Origin of the sequence: Eubacterium ventriosum, assembly GCF_025150745.1 — a bacterium.
Lineage (GTDB): Bacteria > Bacillota > Clostridia > Lachnospirales > Lachnospiraceae > Eubacterium_G > Eubacterium_G ventriosum.
This window is the reverse complement of record NZ_CP102282.1, coordinates 1,215,524-1,237,211: the sequence shown is the minus strand read 5'-3', so window position 1 is coordinate 1,237,211 and position 21,688 is coordinate 1,215,524. Positions and strand designations below refer to the sequence as shown.

The 21,688-nt window shown below is 34.5% G+C and carries 18 protein-coding genes; 4 read left to right on the top strand and 14 right to left on the bottom strand.

Translation table 11 applies throughout. From position 1 onward, the window contains the following. Window positions 1-3: 3 nt before the first annotated feature. The 5 genes from NQ558_RS05635 to NQ558_RS05615 all read right to left on the bottom strand — a co-directional run bounded on the left by NQ558_RS05635 (window position 4) and on the right by NQ558_RS05615 (window position 7,982). The gene (locus NQ558_RS05635; RefSeq protein WP_005358776.1) at window positions 4-873 is read right to left on the bottom strand and encodes a carbohydrate ABC transporter permease; all 870 of its coding nucleotides are present in this window, start codon (window positions 871-873) and stop codon (window positions 4-6) included. Between the two features lie 16 nt (window positions 874-889). Then, window positions 890-1,849 carry a carbohydrate ABC transporter permease gene (locus NQ558_RS05630; RefSeq protein WP_242652073.1) on the bottom strand — a complete coding sequence of 320 codons (960 nt, stop codon included), beginning with the start codon at window positions 1,847-1,849 and terminating at the stop codon, window positions 890-892. Continuing rightward, a complete protein-coding gene (locus tag NQ558_RS05625) occupies window positions 1,836-4,967 on the bottom strand; it encodes an extracellular solute-binding protein (RefSeq protein WP_005358783.1) in 3,132 nt (1,043 codons plus the stop codon). Before NQ558_RS05625 ends, NQ558_RS05630 begins: the two co-directional genes overlap by 14 nt. Window positions 4,968-5,052: 85 nt before the next feature. Continuing rightward, a complete protein-coding gene (locus NQ558_RS05620; RefSeq protein ID WP_005358787.1) occupies window positions 5,053-6,729 on the bottom strand; it encodes a type 2 periplasmic-binding domain-containing protein in 1,677 nt (558 codons plus the stop codon). Window positions 6,730-7,199: 470 nt separating this feature from the next. Further along, window positions 7,200-7,982, bottom strand: coding sequence for a hypothetical protein (locus NQ558_RS05615; RefSeq protein WP_005358789.1), 783 nt, complete (start codon window positions 7,980-7,982; stop codon window positions 7,200-7,202). A 417-nt stretch (window positions 7,983-8,399) separates the two neighbouring features. Between NQ558_RS05615 and NQ558_RS05610 the strand changes: the two genes are divergently transcribed. Next, complete coding sequence (locus NQ558_RS05610; RefSeq protein WP_005358795.1) at window positions 8,400-9,116, top strand: lysophospholipid acyltransferase family protein; 717 nt, start codon at window positions 8,400-8,402, stop codon at window positions 9,114-9,116. 72 nt (window positions 9,117-9,188) lie between these two features. Next, complete coding sequence (locus NQ558_RS05605; RefSeq protein ID WP_005358798.1) at window positions 9,189-9,647, top strand: hypothetical protein; 459 nt, start codon at window positions 9,189-9,191, stop codon at window positions 9,645-9,647. Between the two features lie 104 nt (window positions 9,648-9,751). On the opposite strand, the gene NQ558_RS05600 is transcribed toward NQ558_RS05605, so the two are convergent. Beyond that, window positions 9,752-10,174, bottom strand: coding sequence for a YwiB family protein (locus tag NQ558_RS05600; protein ID WP_005358800.1), 423 nt, complete (start codon window positions 10,172-10,174; stop codon window positions 9,752-9,754). A 16-nt stretch (window positions 10,175-10,190) separates the two neighbouring features. Then, on the bottom strand, window positions 10,191-11,003 hold the full coding sequence (gene murI / locus NQ558_RS05595; protein WP_005358803.1) for a glutamate racemase: 813 nt from the start codon (window positions 11,001-11,003) through the stop codon (window positions 10,191-10,193). A gap of 129 nt (window positions 11,004-11,132) precedes the next feature. Here murI and spoIIR point away from each other — a divergent pair, with 129 nt between their 5' ends. Continuing rightward, window positions 11,133-11,759: a stage II sporulation protein R gene (gene spoIIR / locus NQ558_RS05590; RefSeq protein ID WP_040445833.1), complete on the top strand. Its 627-nt coding sequence runs from the start codon at window positions 11,133-11,135 to the stop codon at window positions 11,757-11,759. Between the two features lie 20 nt (window positions 11,760-11,779). Here spoIIR and ispE read toward each other — a convergent pair whose 3' ends face one another. The 7 genes from ispE to pdxR form a co-directional block, all read right to left on the bottom strand. Continuing rightward, window positions 11,780-12,646, bottom strand: a complete 867-nt coding sequence (ispE, locus tag NQ558_RS05585; protein ID WP_005358809.1) for a 4-(cytidine 5'-diphospho)-2-C-methyl-D-erythritol kinase — start codon at window positions 12,644-12,646, stop codon at window positions 11,780-11,782. A gap of 108 nt (window positions 12,647-12,754) precedes the next feature. Beyond that, window positions 12,755-14,374, bottom strand: coding sequence for a DUF3794 and LysM peptidoglycan-binding domain-containing protein (locus tag NQ558_RS05580; RefSeq protein WP_005358813.1), 1,620 nt, complete (start codon window positions 14,372-14,374; stop codon window positions 12,755-12,757). A gap of 96 nt (window positions 14,375-14,470) precedes the next feature. After that, window positions 14,471-14,884: a protease complex subunit PrcB family protein gene (locus NQ558_RS05575; protein ID WP_040445835.1), complete on the bottom strand. Its 414-nt coding sequence runs from the start codon at window positions 14,882-14,884 to the stop codon at window positions 14,471-14,473. Between the two features lie 73 nt (window positions 14,885-14,957). Then, on the bottom strand, window positions 14,958-16,691 hold the full coding sequence (locus tag NQ558_RS05570; protein WP_005358818.1) for a phospho-sugar mutase: 1,734 nt from the start codon (window positions 16,689-16,691) through the stop codon (window positions 14,958-14,960). Between the two features lie 92 nt (window positions 16,692-16,783). After that, window positions 16,784-17,767, bottom strand: a complete 984-nt coding sequence (locus NQ558_RS05565; protein WP_005358821.1) for a protein kinase family protein — start codon at window positions 17,765-17,767, stop codon at window positions 16,784-16,786. Window positions 17,768-17,841: 74 nt separating this feature from the next. After that, window positions 17,842-19,215 (bottom strand): CCA tRNA nucleotidyltransferase, encoded by a 1,374-nt coding sequence (locus tag NQ558_RS05560; protein WP_005358823.1) that lies wholly within the window; start codon window positions 19,213-19,215, stop codon window positions 17,842-17,844. A 73-nt stretch (window positions 19,216-19,288) separates the two neighbouring features. After that, window positions 19,289-20,677, bottom strand: a complete 1,389-nt coding sequence (gene pdxR / locus NQ558_RS05555) for a MocR-like pyridoxine biosynthesis transcription factor PdxR (RefSeq protein ID WP_005358827.1) — start codon at window positions 20,675-20,677, stop codon at window positions 19,289-19,291. A 114-nt stretch (window positions 20,678-20,791) separates the two neighbouring features. Between pdxR and NQ558_RS05550 the strand changes: the two genes are divergently transcribed. Further along, window positions 20,792-21,631, top strand: a complete 840-nt coding sequence (locus NQ558_RS05550; RefSeq protein WP_005358829.1) for a pyridoxamine kinase — start codon at window positions 20,792-20,794, stop codon at window positions 21,629-21,631. Window positions 21,632-21,688: the final 57 nt, after the last annotated feature.

Here is a 21,688-nt window from a genome sequence, read left to right as displayed (position 1 = left end):
TCCTTACTTGATACCTGAACTTGCCATTGTGTTCATAACCTTTGACTGCATGCAGATGAAAATAATCAGGTTAGGTATAAACATAATCAAGTTGGCTGCCGCAACCATACCTGATGCTGCCACTGCATTGTTTGTGCCAATAGAGTTTACATAATATGTCAATGTTCTTAATGCTTCGTTAGTAATATAGTTGTTTGATGTTTCCACGTTGCTCCATACCTGCTGGAATGTTAAAACGACTGATGTTGCAAGAGCCGGTTTTGTTAATGGGATGATAATCTTTCTTAAGATTGTTGCATCTCCTGCTCCGTCAACTACCGCTGCTTCAATAAGGGCATCCGGTATTCCGTCTACGAACTGCTTAACCAGGAATAAACCTACAGGCATGGCAATAAGTGGAAGGATATGTGCAAACCATGTATTGTATGCACCAATTTTTACTATAATTAAGTATCTTGGGATTGAAACCGCTGTGGCTACGAACATAAGAGCCATCTGGTTGATTTCCCATAAAGCACCTTTAATCTTGAATTTCTTCTTTGAGAAAACATAAGCTGCCATAATTGTAATCAATAAGTTAAGAACTACTGTAAGCACAGTAACTATCATTGAGTTCAAGAAGTATCTTGACATTGGAATACCTGTAGAACCTGCTAAGTTCATAAGATTCTTAAAGTTGTCCAATGTTGGATTGTGTGCAAAAATAGTTGGTGGAAATTTAAACAACTCACCAAGTGGTTTAAAAGCGTTTCCAATAAGGAATACTACCGGAAGGATCATAAATATAGAAAGCGGAAATGCTATAATATGAAACTTAATCTGGCCGCTTGAAAATCTTGTTGGGTTAATTCTGTTACCTTGAAAATTTGCCATTTATGTATCCTCCTTTCTAATATTCATCTTTTTCTGTAAATAACTTGTTTGCTACTTTACTACAAATCCAAACTAAGCAAAGCAATGCAACTGATACCGCTGATGCATATCCCATTTCGTATCTAACGTAGGCATAATCATCAATGTGGTTAGCAATTAACTGACCTGCATAATCCGGTGTAGGGTTTGCTCCTGCCAATGTTACACCAATCCAACCCATGTTAAATGCGTTTACAATAGACATAACCGCACCGAACAACATCTGTGGCTTCATTGAAGGAACTGTAATATAAATAATTTCCTGGGCTCTATTTTTAATACCATCCACATAAGCTGCTTCGTATAATTCCTGGTCGATGTTCATAATACCTGAAAGCATTGATAAGAAACCAATACCCATTGATGACCACAACGATATAAAAATCATAATCTGCATAAAGTAATCAGATGATATCAACCACTGAATAGGCTGATTTATTAATCCCAGTTTCTGTAAATATGCGTTTGCCAAACCTGTCTGGTCACCTGAGAAGATTGTCTTCCAAATAACCTGAATCATTAACTGACCTACCATTGAAGGTGTGTACATTGCTAACGCATATAGTGTTCTTGCTCTAGGTGTTACCTGAGCAAGAATCCATGCCATAAGGAATGATAATGCGTATCCACCAACACCGACTACGATAGCGTAAAGCACAGTGTTAGGTAATACATATTTCATAAATACCTCATCGCCTGTAATCAAAGTGATGTAGTTGTTAAGTCCTGCAAAAGTTGGAGTATTAATTACATCAAAATATGTAAATGATAATCCGATTGCAATAATAATAGGTAATAAGATAAATGTAAAAAACAATAATCCGTAAGGAAGGAACAGAACAAAAGCATGAAAACCTTCAGTTTCTGTAAACTTTTTATTGCTCTTTATCTTTGCCGGCTTAGCCGGTTTTGTTGCAATGTCTTTAGTTGCTTCCACTCTGTGTTACCTCCTCTCCTTTATCTGCTTTTGCATTATCCTGATTCTGTTTAATCCAATCATATCCACGAAGTTTGAAATCTTTTATAAGTTTTCCATTTTCATCGTAAAATCCTAATTCTTTCATCTTTCTTACAATTTCTTTGTTAACATCGTTCTTTGCCTCATCAACTGCTACCTGTGCTGATGTACCGTCGAATACCATCGATGTCCAAATATTAGAAATTGTTCTTTCAAGTAAGTACTGACCAGGAGTTCTTGTTACATCAGTTACCTGATTAATCTGCTTTAATACAACCTGCTTGTCAGCTTCAGCCATTGGATTGTTGTGAAGAGCTGCCATATTGGCTGATAACCAGAAATATGTCTTACCATATGTTGAACGTAATGTGTATGTGTATTCTGTCTGAACATCTTTGCTTGTCCACCATTTAAGGAATTCCCATGAAGCTTCCTTCTTTTCAGAATTCTTAAAGATAACTCCACCTGTTCCGTTAGCAACAAACTTTCTGTTAATTGTTCCATCTTCCTGTTCTGTTCCAAGATATTCGGCAAGTTTCCACTTACCGTCCAATTCCTGAGCACCATTCTTAATTAATGTATAATCTTCCATACCTACAATACCAATTGGTAATGTTGAGTATCTAAATGAGTTAAAGAAGTTCTGTACTGATGTATCAAGAGAGTATTTTGTAAACAAATCTCCTAAAAGCTGAAGTCCTTTAACTGCGTTCTTTGAATCAATACCTGTTGTTACAAGACCATTTTCATCCTGTGTATAAAGTTCTCCATTATTCTGAAGCATCATTGGTGATGTCTGGTAGAACCATTTGTATCCTGAAACACCTGCTGAAATATTATGATAGAAGTTCTTACCATATCTCTGGAGAGTTGGAAGAATGTCTATCAATTCATTCCATGTTGAAGGGCATTTAAGTCCTAACTGATCAAAGATATCTGTTCTGTAAACAACTGCATTAAAGTCTGTTGTTTCAGGAATTGCGTACATTCCTTCATTATATACATATGAAACAAATGATCCTGTCGGGAATCTTCTTGCTACTGTCCAGAAATCATCAAACTGTGATAAATCATATAAAGCACCACGGCTTGACAAATCAAATGGTACATATGAAGCAAGTCCTAAAGCAATGTCCGGTGTTTCATCTGCCGCAATTGCCAATGTCAACTTGTTTACATCAGGCATTGTTGCTACCTGAACTTTAATATCTTTTCCTGTTTTTTCTTTATAATAAGGAACAAATTCTGTATCAGCCATCTTCTGTAATAAATCTACGTGAGTAATAGCTCTGTTAACCCAGATAGTAATTGTGTCCTTATCTTTGTCAGATACACCTGTTGAGTATTTTGAAGATGTAAATGTATTGGTTAAAGTTCTAATTGACGTCCATAATGAGCTTGCCCATGATGCATTAGGACTTTCTAATTCACTCTTGTCTCCGTACACATAAATTCTATCAAGTGTAAAATCATTTGATGTTACTTCTGTTGTGAAGTTGCTTAATGAAACGAGGATTGAGTTTTCTGCACCTGTTAAGTCTGCTGTATGAAGAGCAATGTCATCCGGATACTTCTTCATATTCTTGATAAACTGTTCTGCTTCATCTAAGTAAGCTAAAACTGCACCACTGTTTCCACCTTCTGAATAATCCTGAAGTAAATATCTGATATGCTGAATTACTGTTTCATAAGCATTTAAATATTTTGGAATTTCAGGAATGTATTTTGTCATCTTCCAGTTTCTTTCAGTATCTACATCGCTACCTGTAATCTTTGTGATTTCCAACTGGAAGTTTGTGATATGTTCCTGTAAAAGTAATGCATATCTGTATGCTTCCATAATTGGTTCATTTTCCTGCTTGATTGTGATTGTGTGAGTTCCTTCTTCAAAATAGAAATTGTAGTTGTTTCCATTTGAATCCTTAAGTGTTTCATTAGCATATCCTGATGAAACCGGATTAAACTTATAATTATACATTTCCTTAAATGGAACCTGACCGTCAATCTTAATTGTTTCAAAAGTATCGAATTCTTTCTTTCCATTATTATAGTGGAAAGCTAAGTTGTAATTTCCTGACTTCTTTACTTTGAATGTATATGTAACTTCATTACCTGCTGCACTCCAGTGCAAAGTATTTAGTTTTTCTGTATCTATGTTGAATCTTGTAAGTGCTGTTGTGACCTTTGTGCCATATATTGCATCTGTAGAATTCTTTTCTGAATAATAAACAGCATCAATCTGTAATGCTTCTTCCTTGTCTGTTACTAATTCTGCATCACTATGCTGTGCAGCATATTCTTCATATGAAATTGTATCATCCGTCGCTGCCTTTACTGTCAGCTTGCCTAAAGCCAATCCTCCTGAAGATACATTTTCAAGCGAAATTGTGTTTTCACCCTCTTTTAAATAGAAAGTAAGTGGTTTGCTTGATACGTAAGTATTATTGTAAATATTTGTATTAACCCATTTCTGAATTCTTGACTGGCTAGGAGCCATTTCATCTCCGTAGCTGTCTTTTGGAAATTCTTTCTGATCATCACTTCCGATATATTTGTCCTGGTCAACATCTGTCCAATGAATTGGTAATGCTATAGTATTAGTTTCTGAATACTGATGTTTTCCATTAACTTTTGCGCTAACAGTATAATCTGAAAGCGAATCACCAACAGAAATATAATCTACATTTAATGTATATAATCCTGCTTTTTCTACATTTACTTTATAGTTAGCTGATTTCTGATATTCTAATTCAATCATTTTATCAGAGTATGTTTTTACATCCTCTGGTAGTTGGTTGTCTTCATTGTTGTTTTCTTCATAATACTTAACCGAATCCACTCCGTTAGTTAACGTAGCCTTATGCTCCCCTTCTCCGGCTTCAGTATTCTTTTTTATAAAGTCTGTATAATATACGTCAGCTTCTTCGCCATCCTCAAGATATGCATTTGCCAATAAATCATATGCTTTATTAAACTTATCACTATCTACATCTTTTACATAAGTTGCTTTTGTTTTGAATGCAAACTGGAAAAGACCTATAGCTGCAACAATGACACATAGTATTCCAATTACAATTGCGATAATCTTCTTTTTCATTGTTGTCCTTTCTATTTGTTATAAAAGCGGAACTGCTTTTTGCAGTTCCGCAATTATTATTTGATTTAATCAGTCATTTTCAATCTTATTTGTTGTCAGATGTGAATTTTGACTTATCAAAGTTGTAGTTTTCAACTAACTTATCCTGTAACTGTTTTGTAGCTGTTTCGATACGTTTGTTGATTGTTGTGTTCCAATCTGATAATCTGGCTTTAACTTTGTCTCCCCAGTCCTTATCAGTCATCCAAGCACCTGCAACTTCTTCATTCCACATATTGTTCCATTCATAAAGAACATCTGTTGTTTCACCCTTTTCAGTAATCTTACTTGTCCAGCACTTGTCAATGTAATCCCATGATTCATTGTTTTCCCAAAGTTTTAAGATTTCTTTCCAGCCTTCTTTATCTTTGTATGTCTTATGTGCTGGAAGGTTGTTCCAGATATCCATCTGCTTTTTGTATGTATCACCAGTTACTACAGGGAATGAATCTCCTGCTGCTGATTTTTCAGCACCGTTGTCAGTCCACTTCTGATCGAAGATAGCCTGCTTAGCTTCTGTACTTGCTGTCCAGTATGTAGCGAATGTATATGTAGCTTTAAGTTTTGCTTTTTCATCATCGTTCCATTCTTTGTTTCCGTCATCAGCTGCATAGTTGTGAATACAAATTGGATCCATAACTACCTTGATTGTATTTCCACAGTAATCTGTTGATGGGAATGGATAAATATCCCAATCCTTTGAATCAATGTATGATTCGCTTTCCTTAGCTGATTCATCAGCACCTGCTGTTAAGTACCAAGGATCTGTAATGTTTGTTAAACATCTGTTGTTACAGAAGTAATACCATGAGTAAGTCTTGCTTTCAATCTTAATATCTTTTGAAAGTGTTCCTGCACCTTCAGCAACGTCGATTGTTGAAGCAGCCCATTTTGGAATGTAGCTTAACAATGACTTAACTTCATCGCTGTCAAGATCAACTGTACCTTTTTCTTTAATCTGCTTATTAATTGTTGTTGTTCCCATATTAATGATATTAACAGGTGTGCTCTTGTCACCCCAGAAGCTTGTGTTGTCTGACTTTGTGAAGAATCTTGTATATTCATCAATTGTCCAGTCAGGATCAGGAACGTTAATGTTCTTGCTTTCTGCTAAAGCTTTGTTTACCCAAATACCCCAAGGGATTGAGAATGATGGTAATCCACCCTGGAAACCGTAGTAGTTAAGGTTACTCATAAGGTTTTCATTGTATGCCTTATATGTTTCATCATCAGAGAATACTGATAAGTCTGCTGCAAGACCTTTCTTAATGTCATTTGTTACGCTAGTTGATGCCCAGATATCAGGGTACTTACCATATTTAGCCTTAAATGATGTCATTTCCTGTTCCCACTTTGGTGTTCCTGGCTGATCAGGGTCACCAGTCTTTGCCCAAAGATTAATCTTTATATTAGGATATAATTTCTTAAACTGTTTTGCTACTGCATAAACCTGAGCCACATTCTGTGATGTAAGCTTGTCTGTTGACAAATCCATGCTTCCGATATCTTCGTAATATTTGCTATCACCTGACCAAGTCATAATAGAAATATCTGCTGTTGTGTCTGAAGCCAAACCAGTTGTAAGACCAATCTTTGTTGTTGAGTCTTCACCTTTCTTTCCTTCGTTCTTAGATTTGCCGCCACATCCTGTAAGCACCATTGATGCTCCAAGAACGGCTGTTAATGATAAAGCTAATGCTTTACGGCCAAATTTTTTCATCATATTTTTCCTCCTTACTATTTTGATAAAATCATTTCACCTACATTAGAATTCACATAGTGATTTCCTTAAAACTTATTCTAGCACAACAATATGTACAAATCAACAATTAAAAACGATTTTTCATTTCTTTTTCTTGTATACTTTTCACATTTTAAAATATTTTCCTTCTTAAGTCCTTCTATTTTTTTGACTATTTTATACAATGAGTTTTTGTTAAGTTATTCACAATAACTATATTTTGTTGGTTTTTTGCCCATTATACCGTATGTTGTGCTTTTAAAATCGTTTTTAAGTCCCATTTTTTGTACTCATAAATTCTTGATTTTTCTTTATAAAATCGGCACAAAAACGATTTTTCATTTTTTTTAAAAAATTATTTTCAGTGATTCATAAAATCGTTTAAATTTTTCCTAATATAACAAAAGCCGCATTCATTTCTGAATGCGGCTTTCTAAATAAGCTTTTATATTTTATGCTTCTCTTTTTCTTGCAAATACTACTAATGCAACTCCTGCTAAGATTGCTGCTGCACCACATGCCATTGGTGAGAAATCACCAGTTGCTACTGTTGTGCTTGTTGTATTATTGTTAGTTGTTCCTGTAGAACCTGTTGTATTTGTATTTGTATTTGTATTTGTGTTTGTGTCTGTGCTATTTGTTCCTGTGCTTGCTGCTGACTTTGCTTCAAATGAGAATCCTGTACACTTGACTGTTGTTGAATATGTAGGATCTCCATCGTTTAATGAAGCAGCTCCACCTGATGCATATGAATATCTCTTTGTTGCATCTTTATCAATACCCTTTCTATCACCAAATTCACCACCGATACCAAATGTAAGTGTATCTGAATCTGCTGCAGCCTTGAATGTTTCGTTTACTGATACTGATTTACCTTTTTTAATTTTAACCCACTTACCATAAGCAAAGTTTTCTTTCTTATCAGCAATCTTTACGAATACCCATTTATCACACTTAGATGATGATAATGTGTATTTGATTGTGTATTCTTCACCTTTTTTAACTTTAACTGGCTGCTTAACCTGAGCACCCCAGCATCCTCCCCAACCGATTGTCTTCATATCTGCTGTCCAACCTGTTGCTGACTGTGAACTTAATTTTCCTTCTGCACCTTCAAACCAAGCTTCATTTACACCAAAGTAACTCTGCCAGCTTGCTGCAAAACAGTTAGCTGTCATTCCTACTGTTAAAGCAAGTGTAGCTACAACTGCTGCTATTTTCTTTAAACTCTTCATTATTATTCCTCCTCTTTACTTGCGAATCCTACTCGCTACATATGCTGAGTATAGCACGAACATATAGTATATTCAATAAATAAAAACATTTTTATCCGCTATTTTAACACTTTTTACAATTATTTTGCAAAATAACTGTATACTTTTACCAATTCCAACTTTTCATTCAAGATTATGTTTTCACAGATTATACCTCTGACATTCATAAATTATTTTCTCAGATTATCTCTCTATTATTCTTTATACTTATATGCCATGCTTTTTCAAACAATCAGTTCAATTATTGTTTGTTTTATGATAACATATATATCTGTGGGAAAAAGTTTAAATATACATATTTATGTTTGTATTTTCAAATCATATCTACATATGTAGTGCTTGTCCCATACATTATTATATTAAGGATGGTAAATTTATATGATAAGACTTTTGTTAGTTGCAGTATTTCTTATAATATTTTTTATAGTTTCGCTGCCGGTTATGCTAGTTGAATGGATCATTCAACATTTTAATATGGACCTTCGAAACCGTTCTTCGCTTAAATTTGTACAATTTGGTCTAAAATGTATTTCATTTTTAAGTGGTGTCAAATTAGAAGTTAACGGAAAAGAGAACATTCCTAATCAGGCATGTCTTTTTGTTGCCAACCACATCAGTTTCTTTGATATTGTAGTAACATATCCTTTAATGATCAGTCCTACAGGATATATTGCGAAAAAAGAACTTGAAAAAGTTCCTTTTTTAAGTTGGATAATGCGTTTTGTTAACTGTATTTTTCTGGATAGAAAAGATCCAAGGAACGGACTTAAAGCTGTACTTTCAGCTGCTGATATGATTAAATCCGGTATTTCCGTTTTTCTTTTTCCTGAGGGTACACGTTCAAAAACAGGGAAAATGGGTGAATTTAAGGATGGCGGTTTCAAAATAGCAACTAAGTCCAAAGCTCCTGTAGTTCCTGTTGGCATTACTGGAACTAACGATATTTTGGAAAATCATTTTCCTTTTATTAAATCAGGTAAGGTTATTGTTTCCTTTGGTAAACCTATTTACACAACAGACATGGACCGTGCTGAACAGAAGCTTTTACCGGGAAAAGCCTATGAACAGGTAAAAAAATTAAGTAACCAGCTTTAACAGCTATTGTAAAATTACTTATTAAATGATAAAATATCACAAGATTATGATAATTTAATATGGAGGTACACAATGATTACAAACACACCAGTATTAGCACTTGCTACTTGGAGCATTGTTTTGATTGTGATTTTAGTAGTCCTTGTTGCTGCTCTTATCGGTCTTTATTTCTTTGGACGTAATGCTGAAAAGAAACAGGCTGAACAGCAGAAAACTATGGAAGCTAACGCTCAGACAATCAATGCTTTTGTAATTGATAAAAAGAAATTGAAACTTAAGGAAGCCGGTCTTCCAAGTATTGTTTTGGAACAGTCTCCAAAATATGCAAGAATATCAAAGGTTCCTATTGTTAAAGTGAAGGCAGGTCCTAGAGTTATGAATCTTATTGCTGACCCTAAGGTTTACGAACAGATTCTTCCTAAGCAGGACATTAAAGCTACAGTAAGTGGTCTTTACATTACTTCATTTAAGAGAATCCGTGGTCCGATTTATGAACCACCTAAGAAAAAGAAGAGATTTGGCAGAAAGTAATATCTGCGTAAAGCTAGAGAGTACATCGTTTGATGTACTCTCTATTTATTTTAACAACAGCACCAAATAATAAGGAGTCGCATCTTAATGCAACTCCTCAACTCCTATACCGTTTCACGGATATTTATATTTATTATGCTGTCTGAAACTTTGCTGTTATTGGCATAAAGTTCATAGTCTATCTTTAAGTCAATGTTGTCTTCCTTTTCCTCAAGAAGTATATCTTTCGTATAAACTTCCATCAGCAAATCGCCAAAAGGTGTGCTGTACAGGGACTGATTGTTTTTGCCCTTTTTAAAAACAAGCTTGCCCGTTACAAGACCTTTTCTTGTGACTTCTACTGTTTCACTATTAAACTTTATTGTATTCTTTGTTATTTCATCATTTTCGTCATCCATATCTTCATAAAGAACATAATGTTTGTCCTTTTTTAAATAATACTTTCCGGCAGACATTGATTCTACGTTATCACCTGTGTCGTCTACCATCTGAAGACCGGAGATTTTAATCAATACATTATTATTCATTTATTCTCCATTCTGTTTAATACTCTTCGATATTAATCTGATTAATCTTTTCAATGTGAAGAGGCATTATTGAATTGGCAAATTCTTTAAACTTCTCTTCTGCATCGCTGACATAAAATTCATATTCCGGCTTTGCATCTTTGTCTGCTCTTATGCCATTCTGTCTTAAAAGTCCATCAAGACTTATTGCCGTTTCATATGCAGGATTAACAAGATTAACTTCAGGTCCCATAATCTTTCCAACTGTGCTTCTTAAAAGCGGATAATGTGTACAGCCAAGAATAAGACTGTCAATATTCTCTTCTTTCATACTTTCCAAATATCTTGAAGCCACCTCGTCAGTTACGGAATCGTGAAGCATTCCTTCTTCCACCAACGGAACAAACAATGGACATGCCTTGCCCACCACCGTAATTTCAGGATCAATGCTGTGGATATACTGTGTATACAACTCACTTTTTATTGTCCCTTCTGTACCAATAATTCCAATACGTTTGTTCTTTGTACTTTCAACTGCCGACTTTGCTCCCGGTTTTACAACACCGATGATTGGAATGTCTATTTCTTTCTCTATTGTATCAAGGGCAAAAGCACTTGCCGTGTTACACGCAACCACAATTGCCTTTACGTTCTTTGTTTTCAAAAATCTAATAATCTGTCTGGAGTAACGTATAATCGTATCCTTAGACTTGCTACCGTATGGAACTCTAGCCGTATCACCAAAATATGTAATGCTCTCTTCCGGAAGCTGTCTTATTATCTCACGTGCCACTGTTAATCCACCAACACCTGAATCAAATACTCCAATTGCTGCATTTTTATCATTCATACCTTTACACCTACTTATTTATTCGTTTTATTTTACCTTTTATCTGAAAATAATTCAATATGTTTGTATAACTTATGCCTTTATTGTCAATAATCTTCTATGAAAACAAGCTTAAAAAAGGAGATTACCATGAAATATATAAAACAAATATCTTTTTGTATGGTTATTGCCATATTTGCCACCGGGATTTTAACCTGGAACATTTTTCTGAATCTTGAAACCAAATCAACTGTTTCGGTGCTGTCTCACAGTGCCATTCGTTTTCATATACTTGCCAACAGTGACTCTGTAAGCGACCAGGCTCTGAAAATGCGTGTCAAGGAATCCGTTGTTAACTACATATATGAAAAAACCGGCGATTTTAAAACCGTTGATGAAGCAAAAAACTTTATTCTTAATAATGACAAAACAATAAAATCAATTGCCACAAAAGCCATAGCTGATAATGGATATGATTACACTGTAAGTTCAACTTTCGGTTTCAGCGATTTTCCCGTAAAAACATATGGTGACGTGATTTTTCCTAAGGGAACCTATACTTCATACACCATTAAAATCGGCAATGGAAAAGGACACAACTGGTGGTGTGTCCTATATCCTCCACTATGTTTTGTTGACGTTTCAACAGGCGTCCTACCTGACAATTCCAAGAAAAAATTACGTGATTCACTGTCTGATACCCAGTATCACACCGTAACAAAATATAATTTCAAATTTAAATATTTGAAATTTTTCAATAACCTATGTCAAAATTAATAACCTGCTTGTCATAAGCTCTATTCGTTATGGAATTTTGTAAGGTATAGCTGCTGTGTAAGACCTTTCTCCTCCAAAGTCTTAACACACTGCTGTGCCTTTTCCTTATCATCAAATAATCCAAAAACTGTAGGACCACTTCCACTCATTATTGAGTTAAGTGCTCCATTATCAAGCATCACCTGTTTAATCTCACTTATAATTGGATATTCTCCTACTGTTACATCTTCCATAACATTGTAAATTAAAGACGCCATTTTCTTCAAATCACCATCTTTAATAGACTGTGCCATGGCTTCAATATCCGGTCTTTTAGTTATTTTCAAAGGTTTTATATGTCCATAAACATATGCTGTTGAAACTGAAACAGGTGGTTTTGCTATAATTACGTGACAGTCAGCTGGTGCAGGAAGTGGTGTTAAAGCCTCTCCAATGCCTCTTGCTATGGCTGTTCCACCTAAAACACAATAAGGAACATCTGCTCCAAGTTTTACTCCTCTTTCCATTAATTCTTCTTTTGAAAGACCAAGTTCAAAAAGCTGGTTAATTCCCATTAATGTTGTTGCGCAGTCTGAGCTTCCCCCTGCCATTCCCCCGGCAATTGGAATACGCTTGTTAATATATATATTAACACCGTCTTTAATTTTAAACTCATCCATTAACATTTTTGCCGCCATATATGCAAGATTATCCTTGCCATTAGACAAAACTGCCGTATCTGTCTTTACTTCTATCTTTCCTGTTTTATTTTTTGTAATCACTATGTCATCGTACACATCAACCATCTGCATTATCATATCAAGGTCATGATAACCGTCCGGTCTTTTTCTTATTACATCAAGACCAAGATTAATCTTACCGTACGCCTTTAATTCTATTTTCTCCATTGTATTCCTCCGATGGATTCATTATCTTTTTATCATCTATAATCAGACTATATATTTTTTTATACATAGTTTACTATATATACTCTCCCCCTAGTATACTTTTTTTCATTATGCCTGACAAGATTTTATAATCAATAATCTGTCGCCTTTTTTGATTGTTTCATTTTCCAGATTATTAACTGTCATTATTTTTTCGATTGTTGTGTAATTTTCCTTTGCCAGCTTCCAAAGAGTATCTCCTTTTTGAACAATGTATCCTTTTAAAACAGGTGCACTATTTAAAGCCTCCATATCAACCGGCTCCTGATTGATTTCCGTTACAAAGTTTTGCTCCACCTTTTTGAAAACAATGGCTTCCAAAGCTATTACAGCCTTTATTTCCACTTCATCAGCATTAAGCATATTTGCGTTAACCTGCTCCACTTTCCAATTAAGAAAATATTCATCATTTCCTTCAATGCCTTCCGCATCTATTCCGTGTTCAAAATTAGATTCTCTGCACTGGCAGCATATTGGATGTCTGTCATCAGAAGAAATATAAATTATACAAGTTTTAATTTTTCCAATTGCTTTCAAACTATTATCTCTTACAAGAATATTTTCGATTTTTATTTCCGCCTGACTGTTGCAGATTTGCAATAGCTGACCTTTTGTTTTGTCGATTTTCATTTTTACCACTTCTTTTGTTCTTGAAGCATTCTTTACAAGAAGTTTCTGGTAAGTTTTCGACTCCATAATAGGCACAAGGTTAGCCCCCGGCTTATAAACATCCTCAATAACCTTAATACTTGTTTCCTTGTACAGTTTTACATTTAATTTAAGCAAAGCACTTACGGACAGGTTTCTCATTTCATTATCCTGATTAATTTCCGGCTGTACGTTTACATTATTAAGCCACAATTCAATATAAGATACCACATCTTCCGTTGCCTCGCTCATTTCAAGCTGACCGTTAAAATCAATAGTCTGCTCCAGCCACTGCTCAGGCATATTTTCCATTTCAGGTATATAAATAATAAAAACACTAAGCTGGCCGTTTATAATTATACTGCCTTCCATTGTCTTAATATTTTGATTTTTTATTCTAATATCGCTCCACACAATTGTCCCAATTGGAGGTTTGCCATGTGGAACCTCAATCTGCTCACTTACCCTGAAAGTATCCGTTTTGTCTGCTATAATAGCAAGGCTGTCAATATTTCTCTTCTTCGTCATTATATCTTCAACATTGTTTTTTCCTGAATTCTCTTTCGCAAAATTATTTTCATAATTTTCTCCTTGAGAATCGGTATCTATTGCAGTTGCAATATCTAAATCCTCGATTTTTTCAACTATAATGTATGCTTTCAACTGAATCTTGTATATGTAGTTTTTCCCATCAACAGGCTTTATTGATGAAGACAAAACTTCCATTGCTACATTAGCATTGTCTTCTGAATTTATTCCCATTAACTTTATATTTTCTTCAAAATTTATTTCCTTTTCCTCGCCACAAACCATTTCCGAGTTCTTTGGATAATACAGAATATTGTAGTTAATTGTTCCGTTTACCGTAATCTGATTTTCTCTTGTAACAACGCCATCTGTTGTAACTATTTCTTTCTGATTGATTATGTTCTCAATCTCATTGTCAGCATCCATAATTCGTTCCTCTCTGCTAACAAAAAAAATAACTGTTTCACTTTTTACAATTTTGTTCATATGAATGTTTTTCTTTTCTAATCTCATTTAAACTCCCCCTTTTAATTAACCCTAATTTGCTTATATTATCATGCTATAAAAATCATACTTTTTTAATAATCTTATATACGCCACTATCTGTTGTTATTCACTGAAAATAACGCTTTTGTCCGTCTGCTGGATTTTCACTACTATATATGGATATGTTACATTCTCAGAATTGGAATACTCCTTTGGTCCCTGAAATTCTGTTTTTATATATATGCCGTTTTTTGTTTCATACAGGTTGTTGACCTTAATGCTGTAGCCCTGATGATTTTGTCTTCCATATCCAATGATAATATATGTATATTGATTATCAGAATATGTAACCTTAAAAGGCTGTTCCTTTCTTTTTTCCACAATTTGCTTTACCTCTAAAGGCATTTCAATTTCTGCCACAACGGTAAAATCTATGTCTTTTATCTTTTTTCTGCTTATTTTTTCTATTCCACAGGAGGAAACTATTATCATTAGAAATAATATAAGTGCCCCTGTCAATAATCTATTTTTTTGCATAAAAAACACCATAATATATCTTTATTTAAATATATTATGGTGTTTGTATTTTATTCTTATTTTATCTTTTATTTTATAACATTGAATTTACAAGATTAATCATATACTGACCTAATTCTTTTTCTTTAACTTCTGCATCCTTAGCGTCTGTACCCTTAACTCCGTAGTAGAATTTAAGTTTTGGTTCTGTTCCTGAAGGACGTACACAAACCCAAGCCCCACCTTCTAAGTCATAATAAAGAACGTTTGACTTTGGAAGTCCTGTTTCTGTAACTTCACCTGTTTCCATATTCTTAATTGTGTTAAGCTTGTAATCTCTTGCTGAAAGAACTTTGTAACCATTGATTTCTGTAGGAACCTGCTGTCTTAACTTCTCAATTGTATTCTGAATCTTTTCGATTCCTTCCTTACCCTTAAGAGTAATAGCCTGAACTCCGTCTAACCAATATCCGTATCTTTCATACATTTCTGTCATCTTATCCCAAAGTGACATACCTTTAGTCTTGTAATATGCAACAGCTTCACAAAGAGCCATTGTTGCAACAACAGCATCCTTATCTCTTGCATGTGTTCCAATAAGACAACCATAACTTTCTTCAAAACCGAAACAATAATGACCCTTACCTGTTGTTTCGAATCCTAAAATCTGTTCTCCAATATATTTAAATCCTGTAAGAACTTCAATAAGGTTAACATTGTAATATTTTGCAATATCGTTAGCAAGGTTAGTTGTAACGATAGTCTTAATTAACGCACCGTCTTCAGGTAATGTTCCGGCTTCCTTCATCTGGCTGATTTCATATTCAGCAAGAAGGCATCCTGACATATTTCCTGTTAAAACATGATATGTACCAGGTTCTTTTCCTCTTACATAAACTCCAAGTCTGTCTGCATCAGGGTCTGTTGCAAGAAGAATATCAGCTCCGATTTCATTGCCTAATTTCACAGCAAGTTCAAAAGCTTCTTCCGATTCAGGGTTAGGATAACTTACTGTTGGGAAATCCCCATCAGGAAGTTCCTGTTCCTTTACAACATAAACATTCTCAAAACCTAATTCTTTTAACACTCTTCTAACAGGGATGTTTCCTGTACCATGAAGTGGTGTGTAAACAATCTTAATATCTTTCTGTACAGCATCAATTGCATCCTGGTGTTTAACCTGTTTCTTTAACGCTGCAATATATTTGTCATCAACATCTTTTCCAATCTGAACATAAAGACCAGCCTTAACAGCTTCGTCCTTATCCATTGTCTTTACATCAGCATAATCTGTAATTGCAAGAACTGCATCCATAATGTTAACATCGTGAGGTGGTGTAATCTGAGCACCATCTTCCCAGTATACTTTGTATCCATTATATTCAGCAGGGTTATGACTTGCTGTTACGTTAATACCTGCGATACACTTTAATTCACGAACTGCGAAAGAAAGTTCAGGTGTAGGTCTAAGTGAATCAAACACGTATGCCTTAATTCCGTTAGCATTAAGACATAAAGCTGCTTCATCAGCAAATTCAGGAGACATATGTCTTGAGTCAAACGCGATAGCAACCCCCTTATCCTGACCATTCATTTTAATAATATAGTTAGCAAGCCCCTGTGTTGCTCTTCTAACTGTATAAATGTTCATTCTGTTAGTACCTGCTCCGATAACTCCACGAAGTCCGGCTGTACCAAACTCTAAATCTTTATAAAATCTGTCTTCAATCTCTTTATTATCATCTTTAATGGCTTCAAGTTCTTTTCTTGTGTCCTCATCAAAATAAGGATTTGTAAGCCACAGTTCATATAACTCCTTGTAATCCATTTCGTACCTCCAAGAACTATTTTCAATTCTAACCCATTATAATACAAAGTAAAAAGAAAGGAAACTACCAAAAATGTTTTTATATAGAATTTTCACATATTTTCTATGAATTTTTTTCGTATTTCTTCCTGATTTTGAAGCTGTTTCAATTTTTCCTCATTCTTTTCAGAGTACCACGCCTTGTTAGAATTAAAATAATAATTAATAATTTTCCAAAATTTTTCCGGGTAAGAAAACATTATTTTTAAAATATTGTGCTCTTCCTGATTTATAATTTTTTTTGATTCATATTCAGCCAAAACTTTTCTGCCAAGGTCTATGTTCCAGTTGTTTTTTTCCATTACTTTTCTCAAATAATCATAAACATCCTGAATAGCCGGTGCATAGTTTATTTTTGACATATTAATCATTGCAATTTTTCCGTTAAGTAAAACTATATTGTGATGATTGTAACTGCCATGATTAAGATTCTTATGCTCTAGTGCGTTGTTGTACATTTTCCCATAACCTGTTTGCCTTAAAGCCTTTAAGGCTTCATCTGCCTGACTATAATATTCCACCAACATTTCTTTTAATGCCAGTTCAAAATAGTTTTTGTTTTTTCTCTTTTTTATGTAATTTCTTATGTTTATTATTTCTTTATTGTGCTTTTCATAAATCACAAGCATATTTTTGCCGGGATGAAAACCTTTAGTCTCCTCCATAAATCTTTGGCTGTTTTGGCACAAAGTATGAAACCTTCCAAGATTTGCAGCCCCCATTACTATATGCTTTTCCTCATTTATGTTACACTCCTGACTTTCAAACCATTTCTTTAGAATATAGGTGTAACCGTCCTCACTTACTGAAACATACCGGTCTTCCTTATTTGGAATTACGTAGTCTGTCTTTATGCCACTGCTTTCCAAATGATTATAAAGAGACTTCATTGATACCATTTTATCGTTGCTGTTATCATATTCCTGCAAAATGTATTTTCCGTCAGGTGTGTTACATCCATAATTTCCTCTGATTTTAAACGTTTCCGTAATATCTAATTCATATTGTTCAAAAACCGTAAGTGCCCTTTCATTCATACACACCCTCCCATAAATTATTTAGTCAAGTCATGCTTGTATTCTAAAATATGAAAAGGTGCTCAAGTTTAGAACTACAGTGATTTTATTATCTTTTCTGCTTCCACATACAGTTTATCTTTTGTATTTTTTTCAGGTTCTTTCAATACTATTTCAAGCAATTCATCCAATGCTCTGCCGATTTTTTCTCCTAAAGGACAACCTAAGGCTATTAAATCCTTACCTGTTATGGCAAGTTCCTTTGTACTTGTACAAATATTGTTTTCCATTATATATTCATACTGCTTGCATACATAAACATAGGCATCGTAGCCTTCGTCTTTTCCATACTTGCTTTTGCCCATAAAATCAGCATATACTAATTCAAGATAATTATGATAAATATCCTTGCCTATTTTATGGACACTTCGTCTTATTGCCTCAGGATTAAAGCCCTTAGATGCAGGTCTGTCATCATGGCATTCTATAAGACGTGAAGCTGTTTTTATGGTTTTGTTGTCCATCTTTAATCTGCGCATTATCTGCGGTGCCAACCTGCTTCCCTCCAATGCGTGTCCCTTAAAATGATTTCTGCCATTAGCATCTGTTGTTTTCACTAATGGTTTTGCCACATCGTGGAACAATGCAGTCCAACGCATAAGCTTGTCTGCCGACACGTTTTCCATTACTTTTATTGTGTGCTCACCTACGTTATACATATGGTATGGTGTATTCTGTTCACATTCCATCATAGCGTCAAATTCAGGGAGTATCACTTTTGTAATACCTGCGTTATATGCTGTAATAAGCTTACATGGATTCTTTGAGATTATAAGCTTTTCAAGTTCTGTTTTAATTCTTTCCGCACTGATATTTTCAAGTGTTGGGGCAAGTTTCTTAATTGCCTCCATTGTTTTTTCATCTATGTCAAAACCTAACTGGGCAGAAAATCTTACTGCTCTCAAAATTCTAAGGGCATCTTCACCAAATCTTTCCTCCGGCTCTCCCACACATCTTATAATCTTGTTATTTATATCATTAATTCCATCAAAAGCATCCACAAGACCTTCTCTTTCATTGTATGCCATGGCATTTATTGTAAAATCTCTGCGTTTAAGGTCCTCTATAAGATTAGATGTAAACTCCACTGATTCAGGATGTCTGCTGTCATTGTATTCCCCATCTATTCTATAAGTTGTAACCTCATAGCCCACATGCTTAATCATTACTGTAACTGTTCCATGTTGTATTCCTGTGTCCAAAGTTCTGTTAAAAAGTTCCTTTACCTGTTCCGGAAGAGCTGATGTTGTTATATCCCAGTCCTGAGGCTCTCTGTCCAAAATGGTATCTCTTACACAACCACCTACGGCAAACGCCTCATATCCATTATTTTCCAAAACATCTATTATAAGCTTTACGCTTCCCGGAATATTGATTTTAAATTCTCTATTACCATTATATTTACTCATATTTCTTCTCCAATGTCACACTTTTAATAATGCCTTATTTACTACATTAACATATCTATTATTTAATGCTTCATTACTCTGATAATGCCTCATTCATTACATCCAAAGCTTTCTTTAAATTCTCCTCTGACACAGCCGAATAGTTTATTATAAATTTGTGTTTAAACTCATCCAAATTATTGTAACAATAGTCTGACACACCTGATATGTTAATATTGTTTTGCTGCAATTCCTTCTTAAACTGTTCGTCGTCTATTTTTTTATTAATATTCAAAATAAAATGCAGACCTGAGTTTTCCTCTTCTATTGAAACCTTGCTGTAAATAGGGTGATTCTGTATGGTTCTTATTATTTTATTTCTATAATCTCTATAATAATTACGCATTCGGTTTATGTGTCTTTCGTAGTAACCCTTGCTTATAAAATTAGCCAGTGTGTACTGCTCAAATCCTGACACAGTATTGGAATAAAAACCTAATTTCGTATTAAACTTGTCCATTAATTCATCAGGCAAAACCATATATGCAATTCTAATTGACGGTGCCAGTGTTTTTGAAAATGTGTTCATATAAATTACACGTTTTCCCTCCATTCCTGCTATTGGTGGAATTGGTTTGCCCGAAAACCTAAATTCACTGTCGTAGTCATCTTCTATAATGTATTTCTTATTATTTATTGCCCACTTAAGCAAATGAGTTCTTCTTGAAATAGGCATAACTCTTCCTGTCGGAAATTGATGAGATGGTGAAATATGCACTGCATCTGCCTTGCTTTCCACCAGTTCATTAAGTTGTATGCCTCTTTGATCTATTTTAATGTGGAGGCACTTTACGCCATTACTTTCGTATACATTGCCTATCTTCTTATATCCCGGATCCTCCACTGCTATAACTTTATCTCTGCCAAGAAGTTGCACAATAATGCTGTATAAATACTCTGTTCCTGCACCTACTATTATGTTATCAGGATTAACATTCATTCCCCTAAAATGCTGAAGATGATCGGCTATTGCCTCCCTTAATTCCATTACACCGTTTTTTTCAGGAACAGACAGGAAAGAATTTTCTTTGTCTAAAAGTGTCTGCCTCATTATTCTTGACCATGTTGCAAAAGGAAAACTATCATACATTATATGGTTTGAATTAAAGTCCACAAGCCATTTCTTCTTTTCTTTTTTCTTCTCATATTTGACTTTGGGCTTCTGCTCAATGTATTGACTTCCAATATCACTGGCAAAATATCCCTTCTTCTCCTTAGTGTATATGTAGCCTTCCACTATAAGCTGAGCGTAGGCATTTTCTACTGTTATTACACTAATGTCGTGATTTTTTGCCATTTCACGTTTTGACGGAAGCTTTTCATTGGCTTTAATTTTTCCTGATAAAATATCTTCTTTTATACACTTGTACAAATATTCATATAAAGATGTTTTTTCTCTTTTTCCAAAGTCATAAGTAAGCATAAATAAACCTAATCTTTCTGGTATTATATTTTTGTGGTAAAATAGCGATTGTATGATACCACATAAGGAATTATACTTGATTATAACAAAAATGTAAACGAACGGAGATTATCTATGAAACGTGTTTTAAGCATACAGGATATTTCATGTATAGGTAAATGTTCACTTACCGTTGCCCTGCCTATTATTTCGGCAATGGGCATTGAAACATCCATATTACCTACGTCCATTTTGTCAACACATACTATGTTTAACGATTTTACATTTCGTGATTTAACTGACGATATGGAACCTATTAAGAAGCATTGGCAAAAAGAAGGTTTCTCCTTTGATGCTATTTACACAGGCTATCTTGGAAGTGAAAAACAAATCACTCTTGTAAAAGATTATTTTAAAACTTTTGGAAATACCTGCAAATATATAATCGTCGATCCTGCAATGGCAGACAATGGCAAACTCTATTCAGGTTTCGATAAAGATTTTCCTTTAAAAATGGCAAAGCTTTGCAAGTATGCAGACGTTATTCTTCCTAATATTTCAGAAGCTGCTTTTATGACCGGTATGCCATATCCGGGAGAAAATGCTTCTAATGAATGTATTAAAGATTTGCTTCTAAGCCTTGCCAAACTTGGTTCTAAAAAAATTGTTATTACAGGGGTTGAATCTGCTGACCACAAATTCGGCTTTATGGGATACGATTCAGAAACAAAAGAGTTTTTTGAATACTACACTCCAAAAGTCCAAATGAAATCCCACGGCACCGGCGACGTTTTTGCCAGCACCTTTACCGGAGCGTTAATGAATGATTACAATATTCAGGATTCTTTAAAAATTGCCGCTGACTTTACAAAAGCCTGTATAAACAACACTTACAATGACCCTGAGGCAGTTAACTATGCTGTGAACTTCGAAAGTGAAATACCATATCTGTTGAAGCTGATTAGGAAAGTGTAATGGTGTGGTGTAGAAATTAATTCAAATCTTATAATATTCCCAAGCAAAAACAGCTTG

What these genes read in the sequence shown, in the direction of transcription:
- NQ558_RS05635 (WP_005358776.1), bottom strand. Translation starts at nt 873, where the DNA reads ATGGCAAATTTTCAAGGTAACAGAATTAACCCAACAAGATTTTCAAGC.
- NQ558_RS05625 (WP_005358783.1), bottom strand. Translation starts at nt 4,967, where the DNA reads ATGAAAAAGAAGATTATCGCAATTGTAATTGGAATACTATGTGTCATT.
- NQ558_RS05620 (WP_005358787.1), bottom strand. Translation starts at nt 6,729, where the DNA reads ATGATGAAAAAATTTGGCCGTAAAGCATTAGCTTTATCATTAACAGCC.
- NQ558_RS05615 (WP_005358789.1), bottom strand. Translation starts at nt 7,982, where the DNA reads ATGAAGAGTTTAAAGAAAATAGCAGCAGTTGTAGCTACACTTGCTTTA.
- NQ558_RS05610 (WP_005358795.1), top strand. Translation starts at nt 8,400, where the DNA reads ATGATAAGACTTTTGTTAGTTGCAGTATTTCTTATAATATTTTTTATA.
- NQ558_RS05605 (WP_005358798.1), top strand. Translation starts at nt 9,189, where the DNA reads ATGATTACAAACACACCAGTATTAGCACTTGCTACTTGGAGCATTGTT.
- NQ558_RS05600 (WP_005358800.1), bottom strand. Translation starts at nt 10,174, where the DNA reads ATGAATAATAATGTATTGATTAAAATCTCCGGTCTTCAGATGGTAGAC.
- murI (WP_005358803.1), bottom strand. Translation starts at nt 11,003, where the DNA reads ATGAATGATAAAAATGCAGCAATTGGAGTATTTGATTCAGGTGTTGGT.
- spoIIR (WP_040445833.1), top strand. Translation starts at nt 11,133, where the DNA reads ATGAAATATATAAAACAAATATCTTTTTGTATGGTTATTGCCATATTT.
- ispE (WP_005358809.1), bottom strand. Translation starts at nt 12,646, where the DNA reads ATGGAGAAAATAGAATTAAAGGCGTACGGTAAGATTAATCTTGGTCTT.
- NQ558_RS05580 (WP_005358813.1), bottom strand. Translation starts at nt 14,374, where the DNA reads ATGAGATTAGAAAAGAAAAACATTCATATGAACAAAATTGTAAAAAGT.
- NQ558_RS05575 (WP_040445835.1), bottom strand. Translation starts at nt 14,884, where the DNA reads ATGCAAAAAAATAGATTATTGACAGGGGCACTTATATTATTTCTAATG.
- NQ558_RS05570 (WP_005358818.1), bottom strand. Translation starts at nt 16,691, where the DNA reads ATGGATTACAAGGAGTTATATGAACTGTGGCTTACAAATCCTTATTTT.
- NQ558_RS05565 (WP_005358821.1), bottom strand. Translation starts at nt 17,767, where the DNA reads ATGAATGAAAGGGCACTTACGGTTTTTGAACAATATGAATTAGATATT.
- NQ558_RS05560 (WP_005358823.1), bottom strand. Translation starts at nt 19,215, where the DNA reads ATGAGTAAATATAATGGTAATAGAGAATTTAAAATCAATATTCCGGGA.
- pdxR (WP_005358827.1), bottom strand. Translation starts at nt 20,677, where the DNA reads ATGCTTACTTATGACTTTGGAAAAAGAGAAAAAACATCTTTATATGAA.
- NQ558_RS05550 (WP_005358829.1), top strand. Translation starts at nt 20,792, where the DNA reads ATGAAACGTGTTTTAAGCATACAGGATATTTCATGTATAGGTAAATGT.